At 62.2% G+C, this 17,357-nt stretch carries 21 protein-coding genes; 12 read left to right on the top strand and 9 right to left on the bottom strand.

Going from position 1 to position 17,357, the window contains the following annotated elements; genetic code table 11:
- The gene (locus NPS47_RS20695) at positions 1-1,401 is read right to left on the bottom strand and encodes an amino acid permease (protein WP_274296633.1); all 1,401 of its coding nucleotides are present in this window, start codon (positions 1,399-1,401) and stop codon (positions 1-3) included.
- Positions 1,402-1,605: 204 nt separating this feature from the next.
- Between NPS47_RS20695 and NPS47_RS20690 the strand changes: the two genes are divergently transcribed.
- A complete protein-coding gene (locus NPS47_RS20690) occupies positions 1,606-2,409 on the top strand; it encodes a phytanoyl-CoA dioxygenase family protein (protein WP_274296632.1) in 804 nt (267 codons plus the stop codon).
- 122 nt (positions 2,410-2,531) lie between these two features.
- Here the strand turns inward: NPS47_RS20690 and NPS47_RS20685 are convergent, their stop codons facing one another.
- On the bottom strand, positions 2,532-2,759 hold the full coding sequence (locus tag NPS47_RS20685) for a YdcH family protein (RefSeq protein WP_274296631.1): 228 nt from the start codon (positions 2,757-2,759) through the stop codon (positions 2,532-2,534).
- Positions 2,760-2,876: 117 nt separating this feature from the next.
- Here NPS47_RS20685 and NPS47_RS20680 point away from each other — a divergent pair, with 117 nt between their 5' ends.
- The 5 genes from NPS47_RS20680 to NPS47_RS20660 all read left to right on the top strand — a co-directional run bounded on the left by NPS47_RS20680 (position 2,877) and on the right by NPS47_RS20660 (position 7,573).
- Entirely contained in the window at positions 2,877-3,242 is a 366-nt protein-coding gene (locus NPS47_RS20680) for a 5-carboxymethyl-2-hydroxymuconate Delta-isomerase (protein ID WP_274296630.1), read from the top strand.
- A gap of 163 nt (positions 3,243-3,405) precedes the next feature.
- Positions 3,406-5,043 carry a phosphoethanolamine transferase gene (locus NPS47_RS20675; protein WP_274296629.1) on the top strand — a complete coding sequence of 546 codons (1,638 nt, stop codon included), beginning with the start codon at positions 3,406-3,408 and terminating at the stop codon, positions 5,041-5,043.
- Positions 5,044-5,139: 96 nt separating this feature from the next.
- Positions 5,140-6,273 (top strand): ribonuclease D, encoded by a 1,134-nt coding sequence (rnd, locus tag NPS47_RS20670; protein ID WP_274296628.1) that lies wholly within the window; start codon positions 5,140-5,142, stop codon positions 6,271-6,273.
- On the top strand, positions 6,270-6,563 hold the full coding sequence (locus NPS47_RS20665) for a YcgL domain-containing protein (protein ID WP_274296627.1): 294 nt from the start codon (positions 6,270-6,272) through the stop codon (positions 6,561-6,563). The genes rnd and NPS47_RS20665 overlap by 4 nt, the downstream gene beginning before the upstream one ends.
- 77 nt (positions 6,564-6,640) lie before the next feature.
- Complete coding sequence (locus NPS47_RS20660; RefSeq protein WP_274296626.1) at positions 6,641-7,573, top strand: D-2-hydroxyacid dehydrogenase; 933 nt, start codon at positions 6,641-6,643, stop codon at positions 7,571-7,573.
- 108 nt (positions 7,574-7,681) lie between these two features.
- Here the strand turns inward: NPS47_RS20660 and NPS47_RS20655 are convergent, their stop codons facing one another.
- A complete protein-coding gene (locus NPS47_RS20655) occupies positions 7,682-8,275 on the bottom strand; it encodes a nitroreductase family protein (protein ID WP_274296625.1) in 594 nt (197 codons plus the stop codon).
- A gap of 157 nt (positions 8,276-8,432) precedes the next feature.
- Here NPS47_RS20655 and NPS47_RS20650 point away from each other — a divergent pair, with 157 nt between their 5' ends.
- Positions 8,433-8,882 carry a YcgN family cysteine cluster protein gene (locus tag NPS47_RS20650; RefSeq protein ID WP_274296624.1) on the top strand — a complete coding sequence of 150 codons (450 nt, stop codon included), beginning with the start codon at positions 8,433-8,435 and terminating at the stop codon, positions 8,880-8,882.
- A 55-nt stretch (positions 8,883-8,937) separates the two neighbouring features.
- Positions 8,938-10,152 (top strand): hypothetical protein, encoded by a 1,215-nt coding sequence (locus NPS47_RS20645; RefSeq protein WP_274296657.1) that lies wholly within the window; start codon positions 8,938-8,940, stop codon positions 10,150-10,152.
- Here NPS47_RS20645 and NPS47_RS20640 read toward each other — a convergent pair.
- The 3 genes from NPS47_RS20640 to NPS47_RS20630 all read right to left on the bottom strand — a co-directional run bounded on the left by NPS47_RS20640 (position 10,149) and on the right by NPS47_RS20630 (position 11,489).
- Positions 10,149-10,508 carry a YgaP family membrane protein gene (locus tag NPS47_RS20640; RefSeq protein WP_274296623.1) on the bottom strand — a complete coding sequence of 120 codons (360 nt, stop codon included), beginning with the start codon at positions 10,506-10,508 and terminating at the stop codon, positions 10,149-10,151. The two genes, NPS47_RS20645 and NPS47_RS20640, sit on opposite strands and share 4 nt — an antisense overlap.
- A 66-nt stretch (positions 10,509-10,574) precedes the next feature.
- The gene (locus NPS47_RS20635; protein WP_274296622.1) at positions 10,575-11,045 is read right to left on the bottom strand and encodes an RNA methyltransferase; all 471 of its coding nucleotides are present in this window, start codon (positions 11,043-11,045) and stop codon (positions 10,575-10,577) included.
- A 72-nt stretch (positions 11,046-11,117) separates the two neighbouring features.
- Positions 11,118-11,489 carry a YajD family HNH nuclease gene (locus tag NPS47_RS20630; RefSeq protein ID WP_038613732.1) on the bottom strand — a complete coding sequence of 124 codons (372 nt, stop codon included), beginning with the start codon at positions 11,487-11,489 and terminating at the stop codon, positions 11,118-11,120.
- Positions 11,490-11,614: 125 nt separating this feature from the next.
- Between NPS47_RS20630 and NPS47_RS20625 the strand changes: the two genes are divergently transcribed.
- Positions 11,615-11,893, top strand: a complete 279-nt coding sequence (locus NPS47_RS20625) for a hypothetical protein (protein WP_274296621.1) — start codon at positions 11,615-11,617, stop codon at positions 11,891-11,893.
- Here NPS47_RS20625 and NPS47_RS20620 read toward each other — a convergent pair.
- Both NPS47_RS20620 and NPS47_RS20615 read right to left on the bottom strand, forming a co-directional pair.
- Complete coding sequence (locus tag NPS47_RS20620; protein ID WP_274296620.1) at positions 11,890-12,360, bottom strand: Crp/Fnr family transcriptional regulator; 471 nt, start codon at positions 12,358-12,360, stop codon at positions 11,890-11,892. The genes NPS47_RS20625 and NPS47_RS20620 overlap by 4 nt on opposite strands.
- Before the next feature lie 129 nt (positions 12,361-12,489).
- Positions 12,490-14,541 (bottom strand): S9 family peptidase, encoded by a 2,052-nt coding sequence (locus tag NPS47_RS20615; protein ID WP_274296619.1) that lies wholly within the window; start codon positions 14,539-14,541, stop codon positions 12,490-12,492.
- A gap of 84 nt (positions 14,542-14,625) precedes the next feature.
- On the opposite strand from NPS47_RS20615, the gene NPS47_RS20610 reads away from it, so the two are divergent.
- Genes NPS47_RS20610 through NPS47_RS20600 form a run of 3 tightly spaced genes read left to right on the top strand, consistent with a single transcriptional unit; the run spans position 14,626 to position 16,442 of the window.
- On the top strand, positions 14,626-15,114 hold the full coding sequence (locus NPS47_RS20610; RefSeq protein ID WP_274296618.1) for an MFS transporter: 489 nt from the start codon (positions 14,626-14,628) through the stop codon (positions 15,112-15,114).
- A gap of 22 nt (positions 15,115-15,136) precedes the next feature.
- Complete coding sequence (locus NPS47_RS20605) at positions 15,137-15,910, top strand: class II glutamine amidotransferase (RefSeq protein ID WP_274296617.1); 774 nt, start codon at positions 15,137-15,139, stop codon at positions 15,908-15,910.
- Positions 15,911-15,920: 10 nt separating this feature from the next.
- Complete coding sequence (locus NPS47_RS20600) at positions 15,921-16,442, top strand: DUF2937 family protein (RefSeq protein WP_274296616.1); 522 nt, start codon at positions 15,921-15,923, stop codon at positions 16,440-16,442.
- On the opposite strand, the gene NPS47_RS20595 is transcribed toward NPS47_RS20600, so the two are convergent.
- Positions 16,439-17,350 (bottom strand): LysR family transcriptional regulator, encoded by a 912-nt coding sequence (locus NPS47_RS20595; RefSeq protein WP_274296615.1) that lies wholly within the window; start codon positions 17,348-17,350, stop codon positions 16,439-16,441. The genes NPS47_RS20600 and NPS47_RS20595 overlap by 4 nt on opposite strands.
- Positions 17,351-17,357: the final 7 nt, after the last annotated feature.

Genomic DNA, 17,357 nt, shown 5'->3' with positions numbered 1-17,357 from the left:
TCAGCGCGCAGGATCGGCCACTGCCACCAGGGCTTTGGCCTTGCGCGCCAGGCACAGCCAGTAGCCCAGCGACAGCAGGACCAGCCAGCCGATACCGACATACAGGGCCATGCGGGTGTCCGGGAACCAGGCAAGCACACCGAAGATGAACACCATGAACAGCGCCGCACAGGCCGGGCCAACCGGCCAGAAGGGCACCGGGAAGTGCAGTCTGGCTACTTCTTCGGCGCTCATGCGGCGACGCATGACCATCTGCGACAGCAGGATCATCAACCACACCCAGACAATCGAGAAGGTCACCACGGCGGCGAGGATCAGGAACAGGTTCTCTGGCGCCAGGTAATTGAGCAGCACCCCGAACAGCAGCGCCACCGCCATCACCACCACGGTCATCCACGGTACCCCGAAACGCGACAGGCGCGAGAAGCTGGCGGGCGCCTGGCCGTTCTGGGCCATGCCGTACATCATCCGCCCGGCGCTGAAAATATCGCTGTTGATCGCCGACACTGCCGCTGAGATCACCACGATGTTCAACAAGGTTGCCGCCGACTCGATGCCCAGGCCGCTGAAAATCTGCACGAAGGGGCTGCCTTCGCTGCCGATCCTGGTCCAGGGATAGATCGACATCAGTACGAACAGGGTGAACACGTAGAACAGCAGGATACGCAACGGCACCGAATTGATCGCTTTGGGGATGACCCGCTGCGGGTCGCGGGCTTCACCGGCGGTAATGCCGATCATCTCGACGCCGCCAAAGGCAAACATCACCACGGTGAACGAGGCGATCATGCCGCTCACGCCATTGGGGAAGAAACCACCGTGGCTCCACAGGTTGCTGACCGTGGCCAGTTGTTCACCAGAGCCGCCCAGCTGGATGCCGAACATCAGCACCGCCGCCCCGGCCAGTATCATCGACACAATCGCGGTGACCTTCAGCAGTGACAGCCAGAACTCCAGCTCGCCGAACACCTTGACGCTGCACAGGTTCAGAGCGCCGATGAAAAACACGATGCCGAGTACCCAGATCCAGCGCGGCGTTTCCGGGAACCAGAAGCTCATGTAGACGCCGAAGGCGGTGACGTCCGCCAGGCACACCACCAGCATCGAGAAGGCATAGCTCCAGCCGGTCAGGAAGCCCGGAAAGCGCCCCAGGTACTGGCTCGCATACTGGCCGAACGAACCCGACACCGGGTTGCGCACCGCCATTTCGCCCAGGGCACGCATCATCATGTAAATGGCCGCGCCACCAATCAGGTAAGCCAACAACACAGAAGGACCGGCGAGTTTGATCGCCGAGGCGGAGCCATAGAACAGCCCGGTGCCAATGGCGGAACCGAGCGCCATGAAACGAATATGGCGGGTACTCAGACCCCGCCGCAGGGCGGTGTTGTTATCGTTCATCCCAGGTAACTCCTCATTGTTCTTATTGTTCAGTCGCAAGGCGTTGAAGGAGACACGCAGGGCTATTAACCGGTCAATTGCCGGGGCTGACAATAAGCACGGTCATACAGAATGCTGATAGTGGCGAATAGGCAAAGTGTCGTTTACCGACGGCAAACGGCGGTCCAATACTTTTGCCCATTACAACAAGAGAGGACTGCCCCGATGTATGCCGATATCGAACAGTTTCAACGTGACGGAGCCATCGTGTTACGCGGTGTATTTCGTGACTGGATCGAACGCTTGCGCGAAGGTTTCGAGCAGAACCTGGCGGCTCCCAGCGCCTTTGCCATCGAAAACGTCGGCAGTGGCGAGGGTGGGCGGTTCTTCGAGGACTACTGCAACTGGCAGCGCATCCCGGCGTTCACCGACTTTGTGCGCAACTCACCGGCTGCCGCGATTGCCGGCGAGCTGATGCAATCGCGTGAAGTGCAGGTGTTTCATGAACATATCCTGGTCAAGGAGCCTGGCACTTCCAAGCCGACGCCCTGGCACCAGGACCTGCCGTACTACTGTGTCGACGGGCAGCAGACGGCCAGCTACTGGATTCCGCTCGATCCGGTGACCCGCCAGAACACCCTGAGCGTGGTGCTCGGATCGCATCGCTGGCCCAAGCCGGTGCGGCCGAAAAGCTGGGCCAGCAACAAGGATTTCTACGGTGCAACCGATGCCGACTCCGGCGCAAGCCTGTTCATGGACATGCCGGACGTCGAGAACGGTGAGTATGAGATTCTCTCGCCCGAACTTGAGCCAGGGGATGCGGTGGTCTTTGATTTTCGTACCGTGCATGGCGCTGCGGGCAACACCGGCAGTAATCGGCGTCGGGCGTTTTCAACCCGCTTCATGGGCGATGATGTGCGTTACATCCAGCGGCCGGGCCGTACCTCACCGCCGTTCCCAGGGATCGACCTGAACACCGGTGACCGGATGCGCGAGGACTGGTTTCCGGTGGTCTGGAAAAGGAATTGAGCCCATAGGAAGGGGCCAGCCCCAGGGTGGGAGCGGGCTTGCCCCGCGATAGCAGGCTGTCAGCCACATCGCATCGCGAGGCAAGCTCGCTCCCACCTAAGCAAGTAGCATGGGGCGGGGCGTTACGATTTCACATGGGCGACGATCTCGTCCTTGATTTTCAGACGCTCCTTACGCAGCCGGGTGACGGTGTCATCCGCGCTGCTGCTGTTCTCGGCTTCGACCACTTCGGTATCTTTGCGGTTGTACTCCTCGTGCAACTGGCTCAGCCGCGGGTCGGTTTTTTTCTTCTCGATAAATTGCTCTTTGGTCAGACCGAGGTCTGCGAGTAGATCGTGCTTTACCGGCATTTCTTCACCTCTCCGGGAGTGTGGGGTGGAAGTCATGAACTATGAGGATAGCCGGGTTTGTCGGCTTTCGTGGTTGAGGTAGTCTGTTGCAACATTTCTCAGCCGAGGGCCCCTGCAATGCCGCATCTGCACCTTGAATACAGTGAAAACCTGGGTGAACTGGACGTCGACCGCCTGCTGCTGCGCCTGAACCATGCGCTGGTCGGCAGCGGCCAGTTCGCCGATGAACTGGATATCAAGAGCCGTGCCGTGGCCCTGGCCAGTTTCCGCGTCGGCACTGCCCTGCAGGCGCGCGCGTTCGCCCATATCAAGCTGGCGATTCTCAGCGGCCGCTCGCCGGAGGTGAAGCGGCAATTGTCGGCCAGCCTGCTGGAGGTGCTCAAAGAAGCGATTCCGGGCACGCCAGGCGTGGACATCCAGCTGTGTGTCGAAGTACTTGATATCGATCGTGACGCTTATTCCAAAATGCACTTGCCCGCCTAGGGACATCACTAATGTGAAAAAAATGTAATGATTAAATTGACGTCAAGCGACTAAACGTTGGCGTCTTTTTCACAAAAAATTGATCCTGTGGTAATTAACGTTCGCTAGGTCTAATCGCCGTGCCGCAAGGGCACGCTTACCGATCAACAGCCAAGCGAGCATCATGTTCAAGATAAAACCCCTGCGGGCCGAATGGGTCACCCTGTTTGCCAGCCTGTACCTGCTGGTCGCCTTCAACTCGGTACTCTGGCAGCATTTGTCGAGTGTTGTAGAACCGGGCCTGTCGGGTGTTTTCCTGCGGTTGGCGTTTGCCGTGCTGATTTTCTGTGCGTTCAATCTGGTATTGACCTTGGTTGCCTTTCGCGGGGTATTGAAACCGGTACTTGTTGTGTTATTTGTAGCGGGCGCCGGTGCCGCTTACTTCATGAATCAATACGGTGTGTTGATTGATGTGGGCATGTTGCGCAATACCGCTGAAACTAACGCCACGGAAGTGCGCGACTTACTGTCGCTGAAACTTGGGCTTTATATTGTGCTGTTGGGTGTTGTGCCCTCGTTGTTGCTTTATAAAACGCCCATCAACTACCGGGTCTGGTATCGCGAACTGTTTGGCAAGTTGATTGCCGGTGTTGCCTGTGTCGCCTTGCTGGGCGTCGTGGCGTTGCTCAACTACCAGGGGCTGGCTTCGCTGTTTCGCAACCACCATGAAATCCGCCTGATGTTGGTGCCCAGCAACGTGGTGGGGGCATCCTTCGGTTATGTCGGTGAACAGCTCGGCACGGCGGCCAAGCCTTTTGCCAAGATCGGTGAAGACGCCCAGCGCGATCCGGCCTGGCAGCAGCAACATACGCGCAAGTCGCTGACGGTGCTGGTGGTGGGGGAGAGCGCCCGCGCGCAGAACTTCGGGCTGTTGGGTTACAGCCGTGACACCACACCACAACTGAGCAAGGAGGCAGGGCTGATCGCTTTCAGTGATGTCCATTCCTGTGGAACCGAGACGGCAGTATCGGTGCCTTGCATGTTCTCCGGCCTGACCCGCAATGATTACCAGGCCAGTAAGGCCAAGAACCAGGAAGGTTTGCTTGATGTGCTGCAGCGCGCCGGTTTGAATGTGCTCTGGCGCGACAATCAGTCGGGCTGCAAGGGCACTTGCGACCGGGTCCAGTTTGAAGATGTCAGTAATGCCAAAGACCCGACCCTGTGCACCAACAGCGAGTGCCATGACGAGATACTGCTGCAAGGTCTGGCGTCGATGATCGACAACCTGCAGCAAGATACCGTGCTGGTATTGCATCAGATGGGCAGCCATGGCCCGGAATACTTCAAGCGTTATCCAATGCAGTACGAGCGTTTCACCCCTGTCTGCCCGAGCAACGCGTTGAACCAGTGCAGCGAGCAAAGCATCATCAATGCCTATGACAACACCCTGGTGTACACCGACCATGTCCTGGCGTCGCTGATTGACATCCTGCGCAGCAAGCAGGACAAGGTCGATACGGCCATGCTCTACATTTCCGACCATGGCGAGTCGCTGGGCGAGTACAACCTGTTCCTGCATGGCACGCCTTACATGCTGGCACCAGAGCAACAGAAACACGTGCCGATGCTGGCCTGGTTCTCCGACAGCTACCGCCAGGATTTCGCCGTCGATACCGATTGCCTGAACCAGGCACGCAACGAGCCGCTGAGTCAGGACAACCTGTTCCACTCCATGCTCGGCCTGTTGAAAGTGCGCACCACCCTCTATGATCAGCAACTGGACATGTTCGCCAGTTGCCGGCCGGCACTTGCACAGCATTGACGCAACGCACCGGCCACCCAGGGACAGCGGTCGAGCGGTTTCCCGGCAGTGGCCTGCGACGTATATACTGCGCGCCATTGTTTGTGGGAGAGCCTTGTGGCCATCGAAATACACTGGATTTGCGACGACAGCAGTCTGGCCGAACACTGCCAGCAGTGGCGCCAGCTGCCCTTCGTGGCCGTCGACACCGAGTTCATGCGGGTGGATACCTTTTATCCGATTGCCGGGTTGATCCAGGTTGGCGACGGCGCGCGGGCTTATCTGATCGATCCTTTGCGGATCGGCAACTGGCAGCCGCTGGCCGAACTGCTCGAAGACACCCGGGTGATCAAGGTGCTGCACGCCTGCAGCGAAGACCTTGAAGTGCTGTCGCGTCTGACCGGGAGCCTGCCGACGCCGCTGTTCGACACCCAGTTGGCCGCTGGCTACCTGAACCTGGGGTTCTCCATGGGCTATTCGCGGCTGGTCCAGGAAGTCCTCGGCATCGAGCTGCCCAAGGGCGAAACCCGCTCCGACTGGCTGCAACGCCCGCTGTCGGAGACTCAGGTCAGTTACGCCGCCGAAGACGCGGTACATCTGGCCGAGCTTTACGAGCGTCTGTGCCCGCAACTGTCCGACGAGAAACATGCCTGGGTGCTGGAAGACGGTGCCGAGCTGGTTGCCCAGCTGCGCCGGGAAACCGACCCCAACGAGCTGTACCGCGAGGCCAAACTGGCCTGGAAACTGTCCCGCGCCCAGTTGGCCGTACTGCGTGAGCTGTGCGCCTGGCGCGAGCGTGAAGCCCGTGCCCGCGACCTGCCGCGCAACCGTATCCTGCGCGAAAATTCCTTGTGGCCGATGGCCAAAACCCAGCCGGACTCGCTGTCGGCGCTGGCGAAGATCGAGGACATGCACCCGCGCACCATTCGTCAGGACGGTGAGTTCCTGCTCGACCTGATCAAGCGCGCGGCCAGCGTGCCGCCGTCGGAGTGGCCACCGGCGGTTCCCGAGCCGCTGCCGATCGAAGCCTCGGCGTTGCTCAAGCAGCTGCGCGCCATCGGCCAGGCCGAGGCCGAGCGCCTGAACATCGCCCCGGAGCTGATGTTGCGCAAGAAAATCCTCGAACTGCTGCTCAAGAGCGGCTATCCCGCCGGACCTTATCAACTTCCCGATGCGTTGCGCGGCTGGCGCCGTGAACGCATGGGGCAAGCGCTGCTCGACTGCCTGGCCAGCGCTGGAGAACCGCAATGAAACGCATCTGCTCGATCTACAAGAGCCCACGCAAGAACGAAATGTACCTGTACGTGCTCAAGGCCGAGGGGCTGGAGCGCGTGCCAGAGGCCCTGCTGCCGTTTTTCGGCAAGCCGGTGCATGCCTTTGACCTGGTCCTCACCCCGGAGCGCCAGCTGGCCCGCGAAGATATCGCCAAGGTCCTGGCAAACCTCGAGCAGCAGGGTTACCACCTGCAGATGCCGCCGGTCGAGGACGAGTACATCGAGCACCTGCCCGAAGAACTGTTGCGTCGTAACGACCCGGTCTGAGCCCGGCCTGCCTGCTGAGATACCGCCAGCGCCCAAGGCCTGGCGGCCTTCGTTGTTTCTGCCAAGGTTGTAAAAACATGCGTGTTTTGATCGCTGAACAGGATCATGCCCTCTACGCCCGCCTGCTGCGCGAGGCCGCTCCGGACCTTGAGGTCCTGACCAGTGGCGACTCGGCCGAACTGGCCGATCAGGCTGGCCAATGCCCGGTGTGGTTGGGGCAACCGGATCTGCTGGCGACCCTGCTACGCCAGGGCCACCAGCCGCACTGGCTGCAGTCGACCTGGGCCGGGATCACTCCGCTGCTGGCCGACGGTTTGCAGCGCGACTATCGCCTGACCCGGGCGGTCGGCATCTTTGGTCAGGTCATGGCTGAATACGTTCTGACCTACCTGCTCGGTCACGAGCGGGAAGTGATGGCGCGTCTGGTCAGCCAGGTCGAGCGCAAGTGGGATGATCGCCCCGGACGCAGCCTGGAAGGGCGCCGGGTGCTGATTGTCGGTACCGGCGACATCGGCCAGCGCGTTGCCGAGTTTCTCCTGCCCTTCGGCGTCAAACTTTACGGCATCGCCAGCCAGGCCCGTGAACAGGCGCCGTTTATCGAAGTGGCGGCGATGAGCGAGTTGGGGCGTTTGGTGGGGGAAGTCGATTACGTCGTCAACCTGCTGCCGGACACCCCGGCGACCCATGACCTGTACGACGCCCCGCTGTTTGCCCGTTTCAACCCCGAGGCGTTGTTCATCAACGCCGGGCGCGGAGTCGCGGTGGTTGACGGCGATCTGGTCGAGGCGTTGAAGCTGGGGCATCTGGCCGGGGCGGTAATCGATGTCTGCCGCCAGGAGCCGCTGCCGTCCCGTCACCCGTTCTGGACCGCCTGGGGCCTGCTGTTGACCGGGCACAGCTCGGCGCCGACCTCGCCAGCGGCGATGGTGCGTCTGTTTGTCGAGAATCTGCGGGCGTACCAGGCCGGTGAAGCGTTGCGCGGGGAAGTGGACTTTCAGCGCGGATATTGAGTACAGATGTGGGAGCCGGCGTTGCCGGCGATGGGATCGGCGCGGTGTCAATTGCTGCGCGGTGCCTGCATCGCTGGCAAGGCCAGCTCCCACAAATATCGATCAATCTTACAAGGTGAAATCACCTTCAGCCGCCAGCTCGCTCAGCGAACGGCGCGGGCTAGGCACTTCACGGGCTTGCAGGGCTTCAGCCAGGCTGGCCTTGTCACCCAGTTTGCCGATCGCGATCACCGCGTGCAGGGCATAGCCCTCAGGAATCTTCAGTTCCTTGCGGGTCAGTTCCTGGTCGAAACCGGCCATGCCATGGGTGTGCCAGCCGCTGAGGCTGGCCTGCAGGGCCAGATGACCCCAGGCGGAACCGGTGTCGAAGGTGTGCGACAAGGCCGGTTTTTCTTCGCTGGTGCCTGGCGCGGCGAAGGTGGTTTTCGAGATCACGATCACCAGGGCCGAGGCGTGCTGCGCCCAGCTGCGGTTGAACTCATTGAGCAGGCCCAGGTAGCGCTTCCAGTTCGGCGTGTCGCGGCGTGCATACAAAAACCGCCAGGGCTGCGAGTTGTAGGCCGAAGGGGCCCAGCGGGCGGCTTCAAGGAAACTCAGCAGGGTGGCTTCGCTGATCGGTTCGGCGGTGAAGGCACGTGGCGACCAGCGCTTGATGAACTGATCGTCGATGGCATGTTCGGCAACGCGAGGATTAGCACTCATGGCGAGTTCCTGAACGAGTGGAAAAGCTGGGGAGCAAGCGCCGCTCAAACTACTGTGTCGTGCCAGCCCTGACAAGCGGTCTGGCAATGGCGCAAGACTCGCCCTAGACTGGCGCCGCCGCACTGCGGCGCCTCTATTGAAACAGGACACCCGTTACATGATTGCCAGCGCCGATGCCTTCTGGAAGCGTAAAACCCTCGAACAGCTCGACCGCCAGGAATGGGAGTCGCTGTGTGACGGCTGTGGCCTGTGCTGCCTGCAAAAACTCGAAGACGAAGACGACAACAGCGTTTATTACACGCGCATCGCCTGCAAACTGCTGGATCTCAAGACCTGTCAGTGCAGCGATTACCCGAACCGGCTCAAACTGGTGCCCGATTGCATCCAGCTGACGCCGGGCAAGGCCGACCAGTTCAAGTGGCTGCCGACCACCTGTGGCTATCGTCTGATCAGCGAAGGCAAGGACCTGCCGAGCTGGCACCATCTGGTGTGTGGCGATCGGCAGCAGGTGCACAAGCAGCGTATTTCCCAGTCCGGGCGCATGTTGAGCGAGAACAGCGTGGACGAGGATGACTGGGAAGACTATCTGATTTTTCGCGCTGGCTGAGCCGCTCAGGCTTGCCGGCTATCGCGACCAGGGAACAAGGAGTTTCTGTATGCGTGTGCGTTGCCATTGCCTGCTGGCGCTGGGCCTGTTGGTCAGTTCGCCGGCCTGGGCAAAGAAGGTCAATCTGGATTATCACGTCCGGCTTATCCCGCAAAGCGAGCAGGCCGAGGTGCGTTTGACCCTGGCTGAAGGGGCGGCCGTGCGCAGCCTGGATTTCGACCTGGGCAAGGCCGGCGCCTACAGTGACTTCAAGACCGACGGCCAGTGGCACCTGCAAGGCGAAGGTCTGCGCGGTGTCTGGCAGCCGGCGCCGGGCAAGAGCCAGTTGACCTACCGTGTACGCCTGGCGCAGCGCCAGGCCAATGGCAGCTATGAAACCCGCGTGACACCTGACTGGGCGCTGTTTCGCGGTGACGACCTGGTGCCCGCAGCGCGGCTTGACCAGCAGGATGGCACCGAGCTGGTAGCGCGCTTGAGTTTCGAACTGCCCACTGGCTGGAAGAGCGTCGAAACGCCCTGGCCACGTATCGGCAAGCAGCGCTTTCGCATCGACAACGTTTCACGTCTGTTCGATCGCCCCACTGGCTGGATGATCGCCGGCACCATCGGCACCCGGCGTGCGCGTCTGGGTGAAACCGAAGTCAGCGTTGCCGCACCGCAGGGCCAGGGCATGCGTCGCCTGGATAACCTGACCCTGTTGACCTTCGTCTGGCCACAGTTGCAGGCGGTGTTCCCGCGCAATCCGCCGAAATTGTTGCTGGTTGGCGCCCGCGACCACCTGTGGCGCGGCACCCGGGCCGGGCACAACTCGATCTACCTGCACAGTAGCCGGCCGCTGGTCAGCGAAAATGGTTCAAGCCCGTTGCTGCGCGAGCTGGTGCATGTGTTTGCGCAGATCAACGACCGCGAGGCCAGCGACTGGATCGGTGAAAGCCTCAACGAGTATTACGCCGTCGAGTTGCTGCGCCGAGCGGGCGGTATCACCGAGGACCGTTATCAGGCCTTGCAGGCTGGTCTTGAGCATCGCGGCGCCAAGGTCAGCAGCCTGCGCGGCGAGCAGGTCGACAGCGCCGTGACCGCACGCGGTGTGCTGCTGTTGCAGGCGCTGGATCGGGAAATCCGCCTGCACACCCACAACCAGCGCTCGCTGGACGATGTCACCCGCGCGTTGATGCGCCTGAACAGTGTCAGCACCCAGGAGTTCATCCAGCTCAGTGAAAGTGTGCTGGGCCGCGAATCCGAAGTGCTGTCGAGCAAGCTGTTGCGTTAGCTTTTCGGGTTGTCCAGCGAGTCGTTGGCGGTGACCGTGGCCGTGCGGGTGGCGGCATCGGCGCTGGCCTTGAGGGCTTCGAGTTCAGCGCCCGTGCGCTCGATGTTCGCGCGCAGCTTGTCGAGGTCACTGCGACCGCGCTCCAACAGGCTCTTCACAGAACTGTGGCCGGTGATGCCACGGGCCAGGGCGACGCCGCCAATGGCCACCTGAATCAAGCCGAACAGCCCGCCACGGCGCAGGCCCTTGCCAACCATGATCACCCCGCCGGCCACGGAACCCGCACGTTCCCAGCCCTGCACGTTGTGCTCGGGGTTGTCTTGCACGACTCGGATCAATGTCTTGTTGTCGGACATGGTCATTCTCCAGTGGGGGCGATGATATGCAGCAGACCACTGCAGGCGTCAGGCTGTTCCGTCGGATTACTTGAATTTCGGCCCGGAGCGGGTGTTCAGCCCCTTGGCCAGGCGGTCGTAGAGCACCACGTTGACGGTGGCGGCGAGGTTCATGCAGCCCTGGGTCGGGATGTAGATGGTTTCTTCGCACCAGGCGCGTACGCTCGGGTCGAGGGAGCCGTCTTCGGGGCCGAAGATGTAGAGGGCGCGGTCCGGGTGGGTGTACTCGGGCAGCGGGCGGGCGCCGTCGACCAGCTCCACCGCTACGGGGGTGCAGCCCAGGGGGATGATCTTCTGCAGATCGTCGATGCCGATCAGCGGGATGTCGTAGTGCACACGCTTGGTGTCGGTGACGAAGTCGCGTGCGCGCTCATAACGTTTGCCGGTGTAGAACACCGAGTTGACGCCGTAGCAACCCGCCGCGCGCATCACTGAACCGACGTTCTCCGCTGACTTGGGGTTGAACAGACCAATGCAGCTGTACCGTTTGTTCGCCACGTGCCGGGGCCCTTCGCAAAAAAGAAGGCGATTATACGGGCTTGCCGGTCAACGTGGGGCAGGGGATTGCGCTCAGTCCTTCTTCAGCAGACCGGCCAGCCCGGCGAACGGGTTGTGGGTGGCCTTGGCGATGCTCGGACTGCTGGTGGAGCCTTCGCTGAAGTACTGCTGGTCGGTGTAGCGCGAGTGCTCGTTGTCGTGGCAGTACAGGCACAGCAGCTCCCAGTTGGAACCGTCCTGGGGGTTGTTGTCGTGGTTGTGGTCGCGGTGGTGCACGGTCAGCTCGCTCAGGCGCTTGCCGGAGAATTCCCGGGCGCAACGGCCGCAGACGTGCGGGTACATTTTCAGGGCCTTGTCGCGATAGCCCATCTCCTTGTCGCGCTTGGCGTCGGCGAGGATGCGGTCGAGCCGTGCAGTGGCGGCGGCAGAGGATGACGAACTCATGGGATTACCTTTTCTCGGGCTTGTTACGGTTATACCTGAAGTTTAGCCTGCTGGCGGTCCGTTCGGACAGGCAAACCGCTACGCTTGGGAGTAGGCTGTCGGAAGGAGTCTGAAGGAGTCTGCGCATGCGCTGTCTGACCATTGCCGCCTTGTTCTTTGCCAGCCTGCAAACGGTGCTGGCTGCCGACCTGCAGCCGCGGCCGATCGCTCCGGTGCCGGGCGCACCGGGGACGGCGACCCCGACCCCCTATCCGCAGATCACCCCCAGCAGCATACCGCGCGCCGGTGATGCGCGGCCGGGTTCGCCGCTGCTGCCGTCGATCAAAGTGCCCGTGCCGCCCAGGGATCAGCCCTTGCCGGGGCTGACACCGGATGACAGCAAGGACAAGGGCAAAGCCGACTAGATCTGTGCCAGGCGCTGGCCGTCCTGCATGCGCAGGCGCCGGGAAAGCGCTACGGCCAGGGCACGGATGATCTTGGCGGCGATTTTCGGCGCATCGTTGATCATTTTTTCCAGCGAGTCCTTGCCCAGGCTCAGCAGCTGGCAGTCACTGGCGGCCACGCAACTGGCCGAGCGCCGCTCACCGTCGAGCACGGCCATTTCGCCAAAGGCCCGGCCTTTGCGCAGGGTGGCGATTTCCACCTGGCGTTGTTCGCTGTCGGTTTTGCGTACCGAGACCACGCCGTGGTGGATGATGCACATGAAGGTGCCGGCATCGCCCTCGGCGAAGATTTCTTCGCCGCTGCCGAGGGTGGTGATGCTGAAGTAACCAGCGGCGTGCTGGAAGTCGCCGGGTTGCAGCTGGTCGAACAGGCCGCAGTCCATGAGCATGTCGCGGATTTCATTGTTCAGGTGGGTTGGTTCGGGCATTTGCGATCGTTTCTTGTTGATTTGTGGTGTCTGCTGATCGCGGGGCAAGCCCGCTCCCACAGTACAGTCATACCCTGTGGGAGCGGGCTTGCCCCGCGATGCGCTTGATCAGACAACAAAAATTCTGATTTACACCAAACCCAGCACTTTAAAGACAAAAGCGTATTCCAGCGCCACATCCCGCAGCCCCTGATAACGCCCGCTCATGCCGCCATGCCCGGCATCCATCTCGGTCTTGAGCAGCAGCAGGTTGTCGTCGGTCTTGGTCACCCGCAACCGCGCCACCCACTTGGCCGCTTCCCAGTACTGCACACGGCTGTCGTTGTAGCCGGCCACCACCAGCAGCGCCGGATAGGCCTGGGCTTTGACGTTCTCGTAAGGTGCATAGGCCTTGATCCGCGCATACACCTCAGGGTCTTGCGGGTTGCCCCACTCGTCATACTCGGTGATGGTCAAGGGCAGTTCCGGGTCGAGCATGGTGTTGAGCACATCGACGAACGGCACTTCGGCAATCGCCGCCTTGAACAGCTCGGGGCGCTGGTTGAGCACCGCGCCGATCAGCAGGCCGCCGGCGCTGCCACCGCTGATCGCCAGTTGTTCGGCACGGGTCACGCCTTCGGCAATCAGGTGCTCGGCACAGGCGATGAAGTCGCTGAAGGTGTTGTGTTTGTGTTCCTGTTTGCCCGCCCGGTACCAGGCTTCGCCGAGTTCACCGCCACCGCGCACATGGGCAATGGCGAAGGCGACGCCGCGTTCAAGCAGGCTCAGGCGGGCGTGCGAGAACCACGGGTCGAGGCTTTCGCCATAAGCGCCGTAGCCATACAGGTACAGCGGTACCGGCTTGCCCAGGTCGCTGCGGCGCTGGACCAGGCTGATCGGCACCTGGGTGCCGTCACTGGCCGTGGCCCAGAGACGCTGGCTGACATAGGCGTCGGGGTCGAAGGGGCCAAGCACCGGGGTTTCCTTGAGCACCTGCTGGGCGCCGTTGGCCAGTTCCAGCTGTCGCACCTGGGCCGGGCGGTTCAGGGCCTGGTAACGCAGGCGGATGCGCGGGCTGTCAAATTCCAGGCTGTCCTGCACGTAGAGGCTGTAGGCCGCATCCGGCAATTCGACCCGGTAAGGCGCCAGACCTTGCGGGCGCACTTCGATAATCGGCAAACCGCCTTCACGCAGGCTCAGGGTCAAGGCGCTGGCGTTCAGGCTCAGGCCTTCGAGCATCACCGTGTCGCGGTGGGGCACCAGCAGTTGCCACTGTTCGCGGCGCGGTACCTGGTCACTGGCGGCCTGGTACAGGGCGAAGTTGATGCCATCCTGGTTGGTGCGGATGAACCAGCGCCACTGGTCGTCGAGCTGGCCGTGGTCGGGGAAGTACTCGTGGCCTTCGACGCGGGGCGCCAGGCAGGTGAAGTCGCCATCGGGCTGTTCGGCATCGAGCACCCAGGCTTCGCTGGTGGTCTTGCTGTTGAGCAGCAGGATCAGTTGGCGTTCGGAGCTTGCGCGGTAGCAATGCAGGAAAAAACGCCCGTCGGTTTCTTCGAAAATCACTTCGCAGCCTTCGCGTCCGAGGCGATGGCGCAGCAGTTTGTGCGGGCGGTGGGTGTCGTCCAGTTCGGCGAAGAACAGCGTCTGGTTGTCGTTGGCCCAGGTCATGCTGCCGTCGCAATCCTCAAACGGCAGTTGCTCGATGGCGCCGCTGCTCAGGTCCTTGACGTACAGGGTGTAGATTTCATCGCCCGTCGTATCGAGGCTGTAGGCCAGGCGCTGGTGGTCGGGGCTGATGTTGAAGGCACCGAGGGACAGGAAGCCACCGTTGGCCAGCGGGTTGGGGTCCAGCAGCAGTTCTTCCCGGCTTTCGTCAACGCTATGGGCGTCATCCGCCGGACGCGGGCAGCGGTAATGGCGTGGGTATTCCTCACCTGCCGTGGTGCGGCTGTAGTAGAGGTAAGGGCCCCAGGGCGAGGGCACCGACAGGTCGGTCTCCTGAATCCGGCCCTTGATCTCTTCGAACAGCTGCTCGCGCAATGGCGCCTGATCGGCCAGTTGCGCCGCCTGGAAGGCATTCTCGTCGTTCAGGTAGGCAATGACTTCAGGGCTGTCGCGCTCCTGGAGCCAGGCATAGGGATCAGCGCCTTCGGCTTTGCGGGCAATCGGGGCGCGGGGAGCGGTGGCGTCTGCGGACATGCGGGGATCTCTTGGCTGGGGGGCGCCTGCGCGCTGAAATGTGTTTATCATAAGCGTCTATTTGCTTAGCTTGCCACGGACACCATGACCGAGAACGACTATCTGCTCGCCTGGGGCCTTTACGCCCTGGCCGCCCTGGGTTGCCTGGCGGTGGGCTTTCGCCTGACCCGCTGGATGTGGCGCTGGTTGCGCGAACCGCTGCGGGTGCTGATGGCAGTCTTGCTGCTGACCCCGACCATCATCGATCCGGTCAAGGACAAGTTCGCCCCCGCCATTGCCATTACCGCCCTCGACCTGCTGTTCAAGGTCGGCAACAACGCCTTGCGCGCCGCCGCCGACCTGGCCATGTACGGCATGATCGCCTTTGCCCTGTACGGTGTGTTCGTGGTGCTGCGCTGGCCGCTGGAAAAGCGCGCCAAGGCCCGCCGCGAGCAAGCTGAAGCCGCCGCCAAGCGTGATGCCGAAGAAGCGCTGGTCGAGGAGTCGTTTGCCGCCAACAGCAACGACCGCTACCGCAATCCGCCTGAAGCACCACTGGGCGGCAATCGTTCGCGGGTCGAGCCGCGCTTGTAGGATTTGCCCGGGAGCAGTCAGCATGTGTGAACTACTGGGCATGAGTGCCAATGTACCGACCGACATCGTTTTCAGCTTCACCGGGCTGATGCAGCGCGGCGGGCGCACCGGTCCGCACCGCGATGGCTGGGGCATCGGCTTCTACGAAGGCCGTGGCTTGCGCCTGTTCCAGGACCCGGCGGCGAGCTGCGAGTCGGAAGTGGCCAACCTGGTCCAGCGTTATCCGATCAAGAGCGAGGTGGTCATCGGCCATATTCGCCAGGCCAACGTCGGCAAGGTCTGCCTGTCCAACACCCATCCGTTCGTCCGCGAGCTGTGGGGGCGCAACTGGTGTTTCGCTCATAACGGTCAGCTTGGCGAGTTCCAGGGCCAGGCCAGCTTCTACCGGCCGATTGGCGACACCGACAGCGAAGCGGCCTTCTGCGACCTGCTCAACCGCGTACGCGAGGCGTTCCCGGAACCGGTGCCGGTTGAAGTACTGCTGCCGGTGCTGGTCGAGGCTTGCGCCGAGTACCGCGGCAAGGGCGTGTTCAATTGCCTGCTCAGCGATGGCGACTGGCTGTTCTGTTTCTGCTCGACCAAGCTGGTGCATATCACCCGCCGGGCACCGTTCGGGCCGGCGCGCCTGAAGGACGTCGACATGATCGTCGACTTCCAGGCTGAAACCACCCCCAATGACGTGGTCACGGTGATTGCCACCGAAGCGCTGACCGAGAATGAGACCTGGCAGCGCTACGAGCCCGGCCAGTGGGGCCTGTGGCGCCGTGGTGAATGTATTGCCCAGGGACAACGCTAAGGGATAGCCCATGTTCAGAAGTTACCTGCGGTTGCTGCTGTTCACCTTCGGGTTGTTGATAGGGGTGCAGGTACCTGGCCTGATCAATGACTACAGTCAGCGGGTCGAGGCGCACCTGCTGGAGTCCCGCGAGGGGCTCAAGGGCTTTGAGGCCACCGCCAAGCGCTTCTTCAATGGCGATCTGCAGGCGCTGGTGCGCCACTACCGCAGCAGCGACGATCCGGTGTTCAACAGCGATGCCAACAGCATCGACAGTCTGCTGATCCGCAATCGTCAGTTCGAGCGCGAGTGGCAGATCCTCCAGGGGCCGTGGCTTGAGCGAACCTGGCATGTGCTGGTGAATGCCGATAGCCAGCTGCGTGAAGAAACCCTCAACGGCTACAGCTACCAGATTCTCCTGGCCCCCGAGGCGCTGGCCTGGGGCTTGAGCTGTGCCTTGCTGCTGGCGCTGCTGGTGGAAAGCCTGTTGTTGCTGATCGGCTGGGTAGTGCTGGGCGGGCGGCGCAAACCGGTGGCGGAGAGCTGGCGCTAGACCAGCCTGATCCGCTCGGGCCCGGCATTGGCGGCGTAGCGTTCAAGCACATTGCGACACAGCGCGACCACTTCATCGACCAGCTCGACCCCGGTCTGCCAGGCCACCACCAGCTCCAGGCTCGGTGGCTGTTGCGCCAGCGGCAGCAGGGTCAGTTCCCCCCGGGCCAGCTCTTCGCTGACCAGCGCCGGCGGCAGCGCGCCGATGCCGAAGCCGTCACGCAGCAAGCGGGTGATCGCCGCCACCGAATTCACACAGTTCAGGCGCGGTGTGCTGACGCCTTCGGCCTGCAGCAGGCTGAGCACTTCCTGGTGCGGCCGGGAGTTTTTCGAGAAGGTTACGATGCGCTCACGGGCCAGCTCGGCGAGCGAGGCATAGTTGCGGTTGTAGATCGACTGGCTGGCGACAATCCAGCCCATGGGGTAGCGCGCCAGGTCCAGGCTGCGGATCGACTCCTGGCGCAGCAGGTCGGTTTGCAGGATCACATCGAGAAAGCCTTTTTGCAGCTGTTCGCGCAAATTGAGCGCAGTATCGGCGACCAGTTCGATTTCCACCTGCGGGTAGCGTTCCATCAATTCCGACACCAGCGGGCTCATCCAGGTATGGATCACCGTGTCCATGACCCCCAGGCGCACCCGGCCGACCTTGGCCCGGTCGCTGTCCAGCGATTGCTTGAGGGCCTTGGCGGTGTCGAGCATCTGCTCGGCGTACTCAAGCACCTTGCTGCCCTCGGGCGTCAGGCTGACGCCGCGTGAATCGCGCAGCAGCAGCTTGACCCCAAGGTCGGCCTCAAGCGCGGCGATGCGGCTGGAGATCGACGCCTGGGTGGTGAAGAGCTTTTCCGCAGTCAGGCGAAAGCTCTTGAGCCGGGCCACCCACACAAAGGTTTCGAGGAACTTGAGGTTCATGTTGCGC

It is taken from the genome of Pseudomonas putida (assembly GCF_028682475.1).
GTDB classification, from domain to species: Bacteria; Pseudomonadota; Gammaproteobacteria; order Pseudomonadales; family Pseudomonadaceae; genus Aquipseudomonas; species Aquipseudomonas putida_AG.
This window is presented reverse-complemented; position numbering and strand designations above follow the sequence as displayed.

Excerpts from the sequence above, each read along its gene's own strand:
- NPS47_RS20620 (WP_274296620.1), bottom strand. The coding sequence starts at position 12,360 with ATGCCCGAACCAACCCACCTGAACAATGAAATCCGCGACATGCTCATG.
- NPS47_RS20655 (WP_274296625.1), bottom strand. The coding sequence starts at position 8,275 with ATGAGTGCTAATCCTCGCGTTGCCGAACATGCCATCGACGATCAGTTC.
- NPS47_RS20625 (WP_274296621.1), top strand. The coding sequence starts at position 11,615 with ATGCGCTGTCTGACCATTGCCGCCTTGTTCTTTGCCAGCCTGCAAACG.
- NPS47_RS20615 (WP_274296619.1), bottom strand. The coding sequence starts at position 14,541 with ATGTCCGCAGACGCCACCGCTCCCCGCGCCCCGATTGCCCGCAAAGCC.
- NPS47_RS20695 (WP_274296633.1), bottom strand. The coding sequence starts at position 1,401 with ATGAACGATAACAACACCGCCCTGCGGCGGGGTCTGAGTACCCGCCAT.
- NPS47_RS20665 (WP_274296627.1), top strand. The coding sequence starts at position 6,270 with ATGAAACGCATCTGCTCGATCTACAAGAGCCCACGCAAGAACGAAATG.
- NPS47_RS20685 (WP_274296631.1), bottom strand. The coding sequence starts at position 2,759 with ATGCCGGTAAAGCACGATCTACTCGCAGACCTCGGTCTGACCAAAGAG.
- NPS47_RS20690 (WP_274296632.1), top strand. The coding sequence starts at position 1,606 with ATGTATGCCGATATCGAACAGTTTCAACGTGACGGAGCCATCGTGTTA.
- NPS47_RS20595 (WP_274296615.1), bottom strand. The coding sequence starts at position 17,350 with ATGAACCTCAAGTTCCTCGAAACCTTTGTGTGGGTGGCCCGGCTCAAG.
- NPS47_RS20640 (WP_274296623.1), bottom strand. The coding sequence starts at position 10,508 with ATGTCCGACAACAAGACATTGATCCGAGTCGTGCAAGACAACCCCGAG.
- NPS47_RS20660 (WP_274296626.1), top strand. The coding sequence starts at position 6,641 with ATGCGTGTTTTGATCGCTGAACAGGATCATGCCCTCTACGCCCGCCTG.
- NPS47_RS20675 (WP_274296629.1), top strand. The coding sequence starts at position 3,406 with ATGTTCAAGATAAAACCCCTGCGGGCCGAATGGGTCACCCTGTTTGCC.
- NPS47_RS20680 (WP_274296630.1), top strand. The coding sequence starts at position 2,877 with ATGCCGCATCTGCACCTTGAATACAGTGAAAACCTGGGTGAACTGGAC.
- NPS47_RS20610 (WP_274296618.1), top strand. The coding sequence starts at position 14,626 with ATGACCGAGAACGACTATCTGCTCGCCTGGGGCCTTTACGCCCTGGCC.
- NPS47_RS20605 (WP_274296617.1), top strand. The coding sequence starts at position 15,137 with ATGTGTGAACTACTGGGCATGAGTGCCAATGTACCGACCGACATCGTT.
- NPS47_RS20600 (WP_274296616.1), top strand. The coding sequence starts at position 15,921 with ATGTTCAGAAGTTACCTGCGGTTGCTGCTGTTCACCTTCGGGTTGTTG.
- NPS47_RS20630 (WP_038613732.1), bottom strand. The coding sequence starts at position 11,489 with ATGAGTTCGTCATCCTCTGCCGCCGCCACTGCACGGCTCGACCGCATC.
- NPS47_RS20650 (WP_274296624.1), top strand. The coding sequence starts at position 8,433 with ATGATTGCCAGCGCCGATGCCTTCTGGAAGCGTAAAACCCTCGAACAG.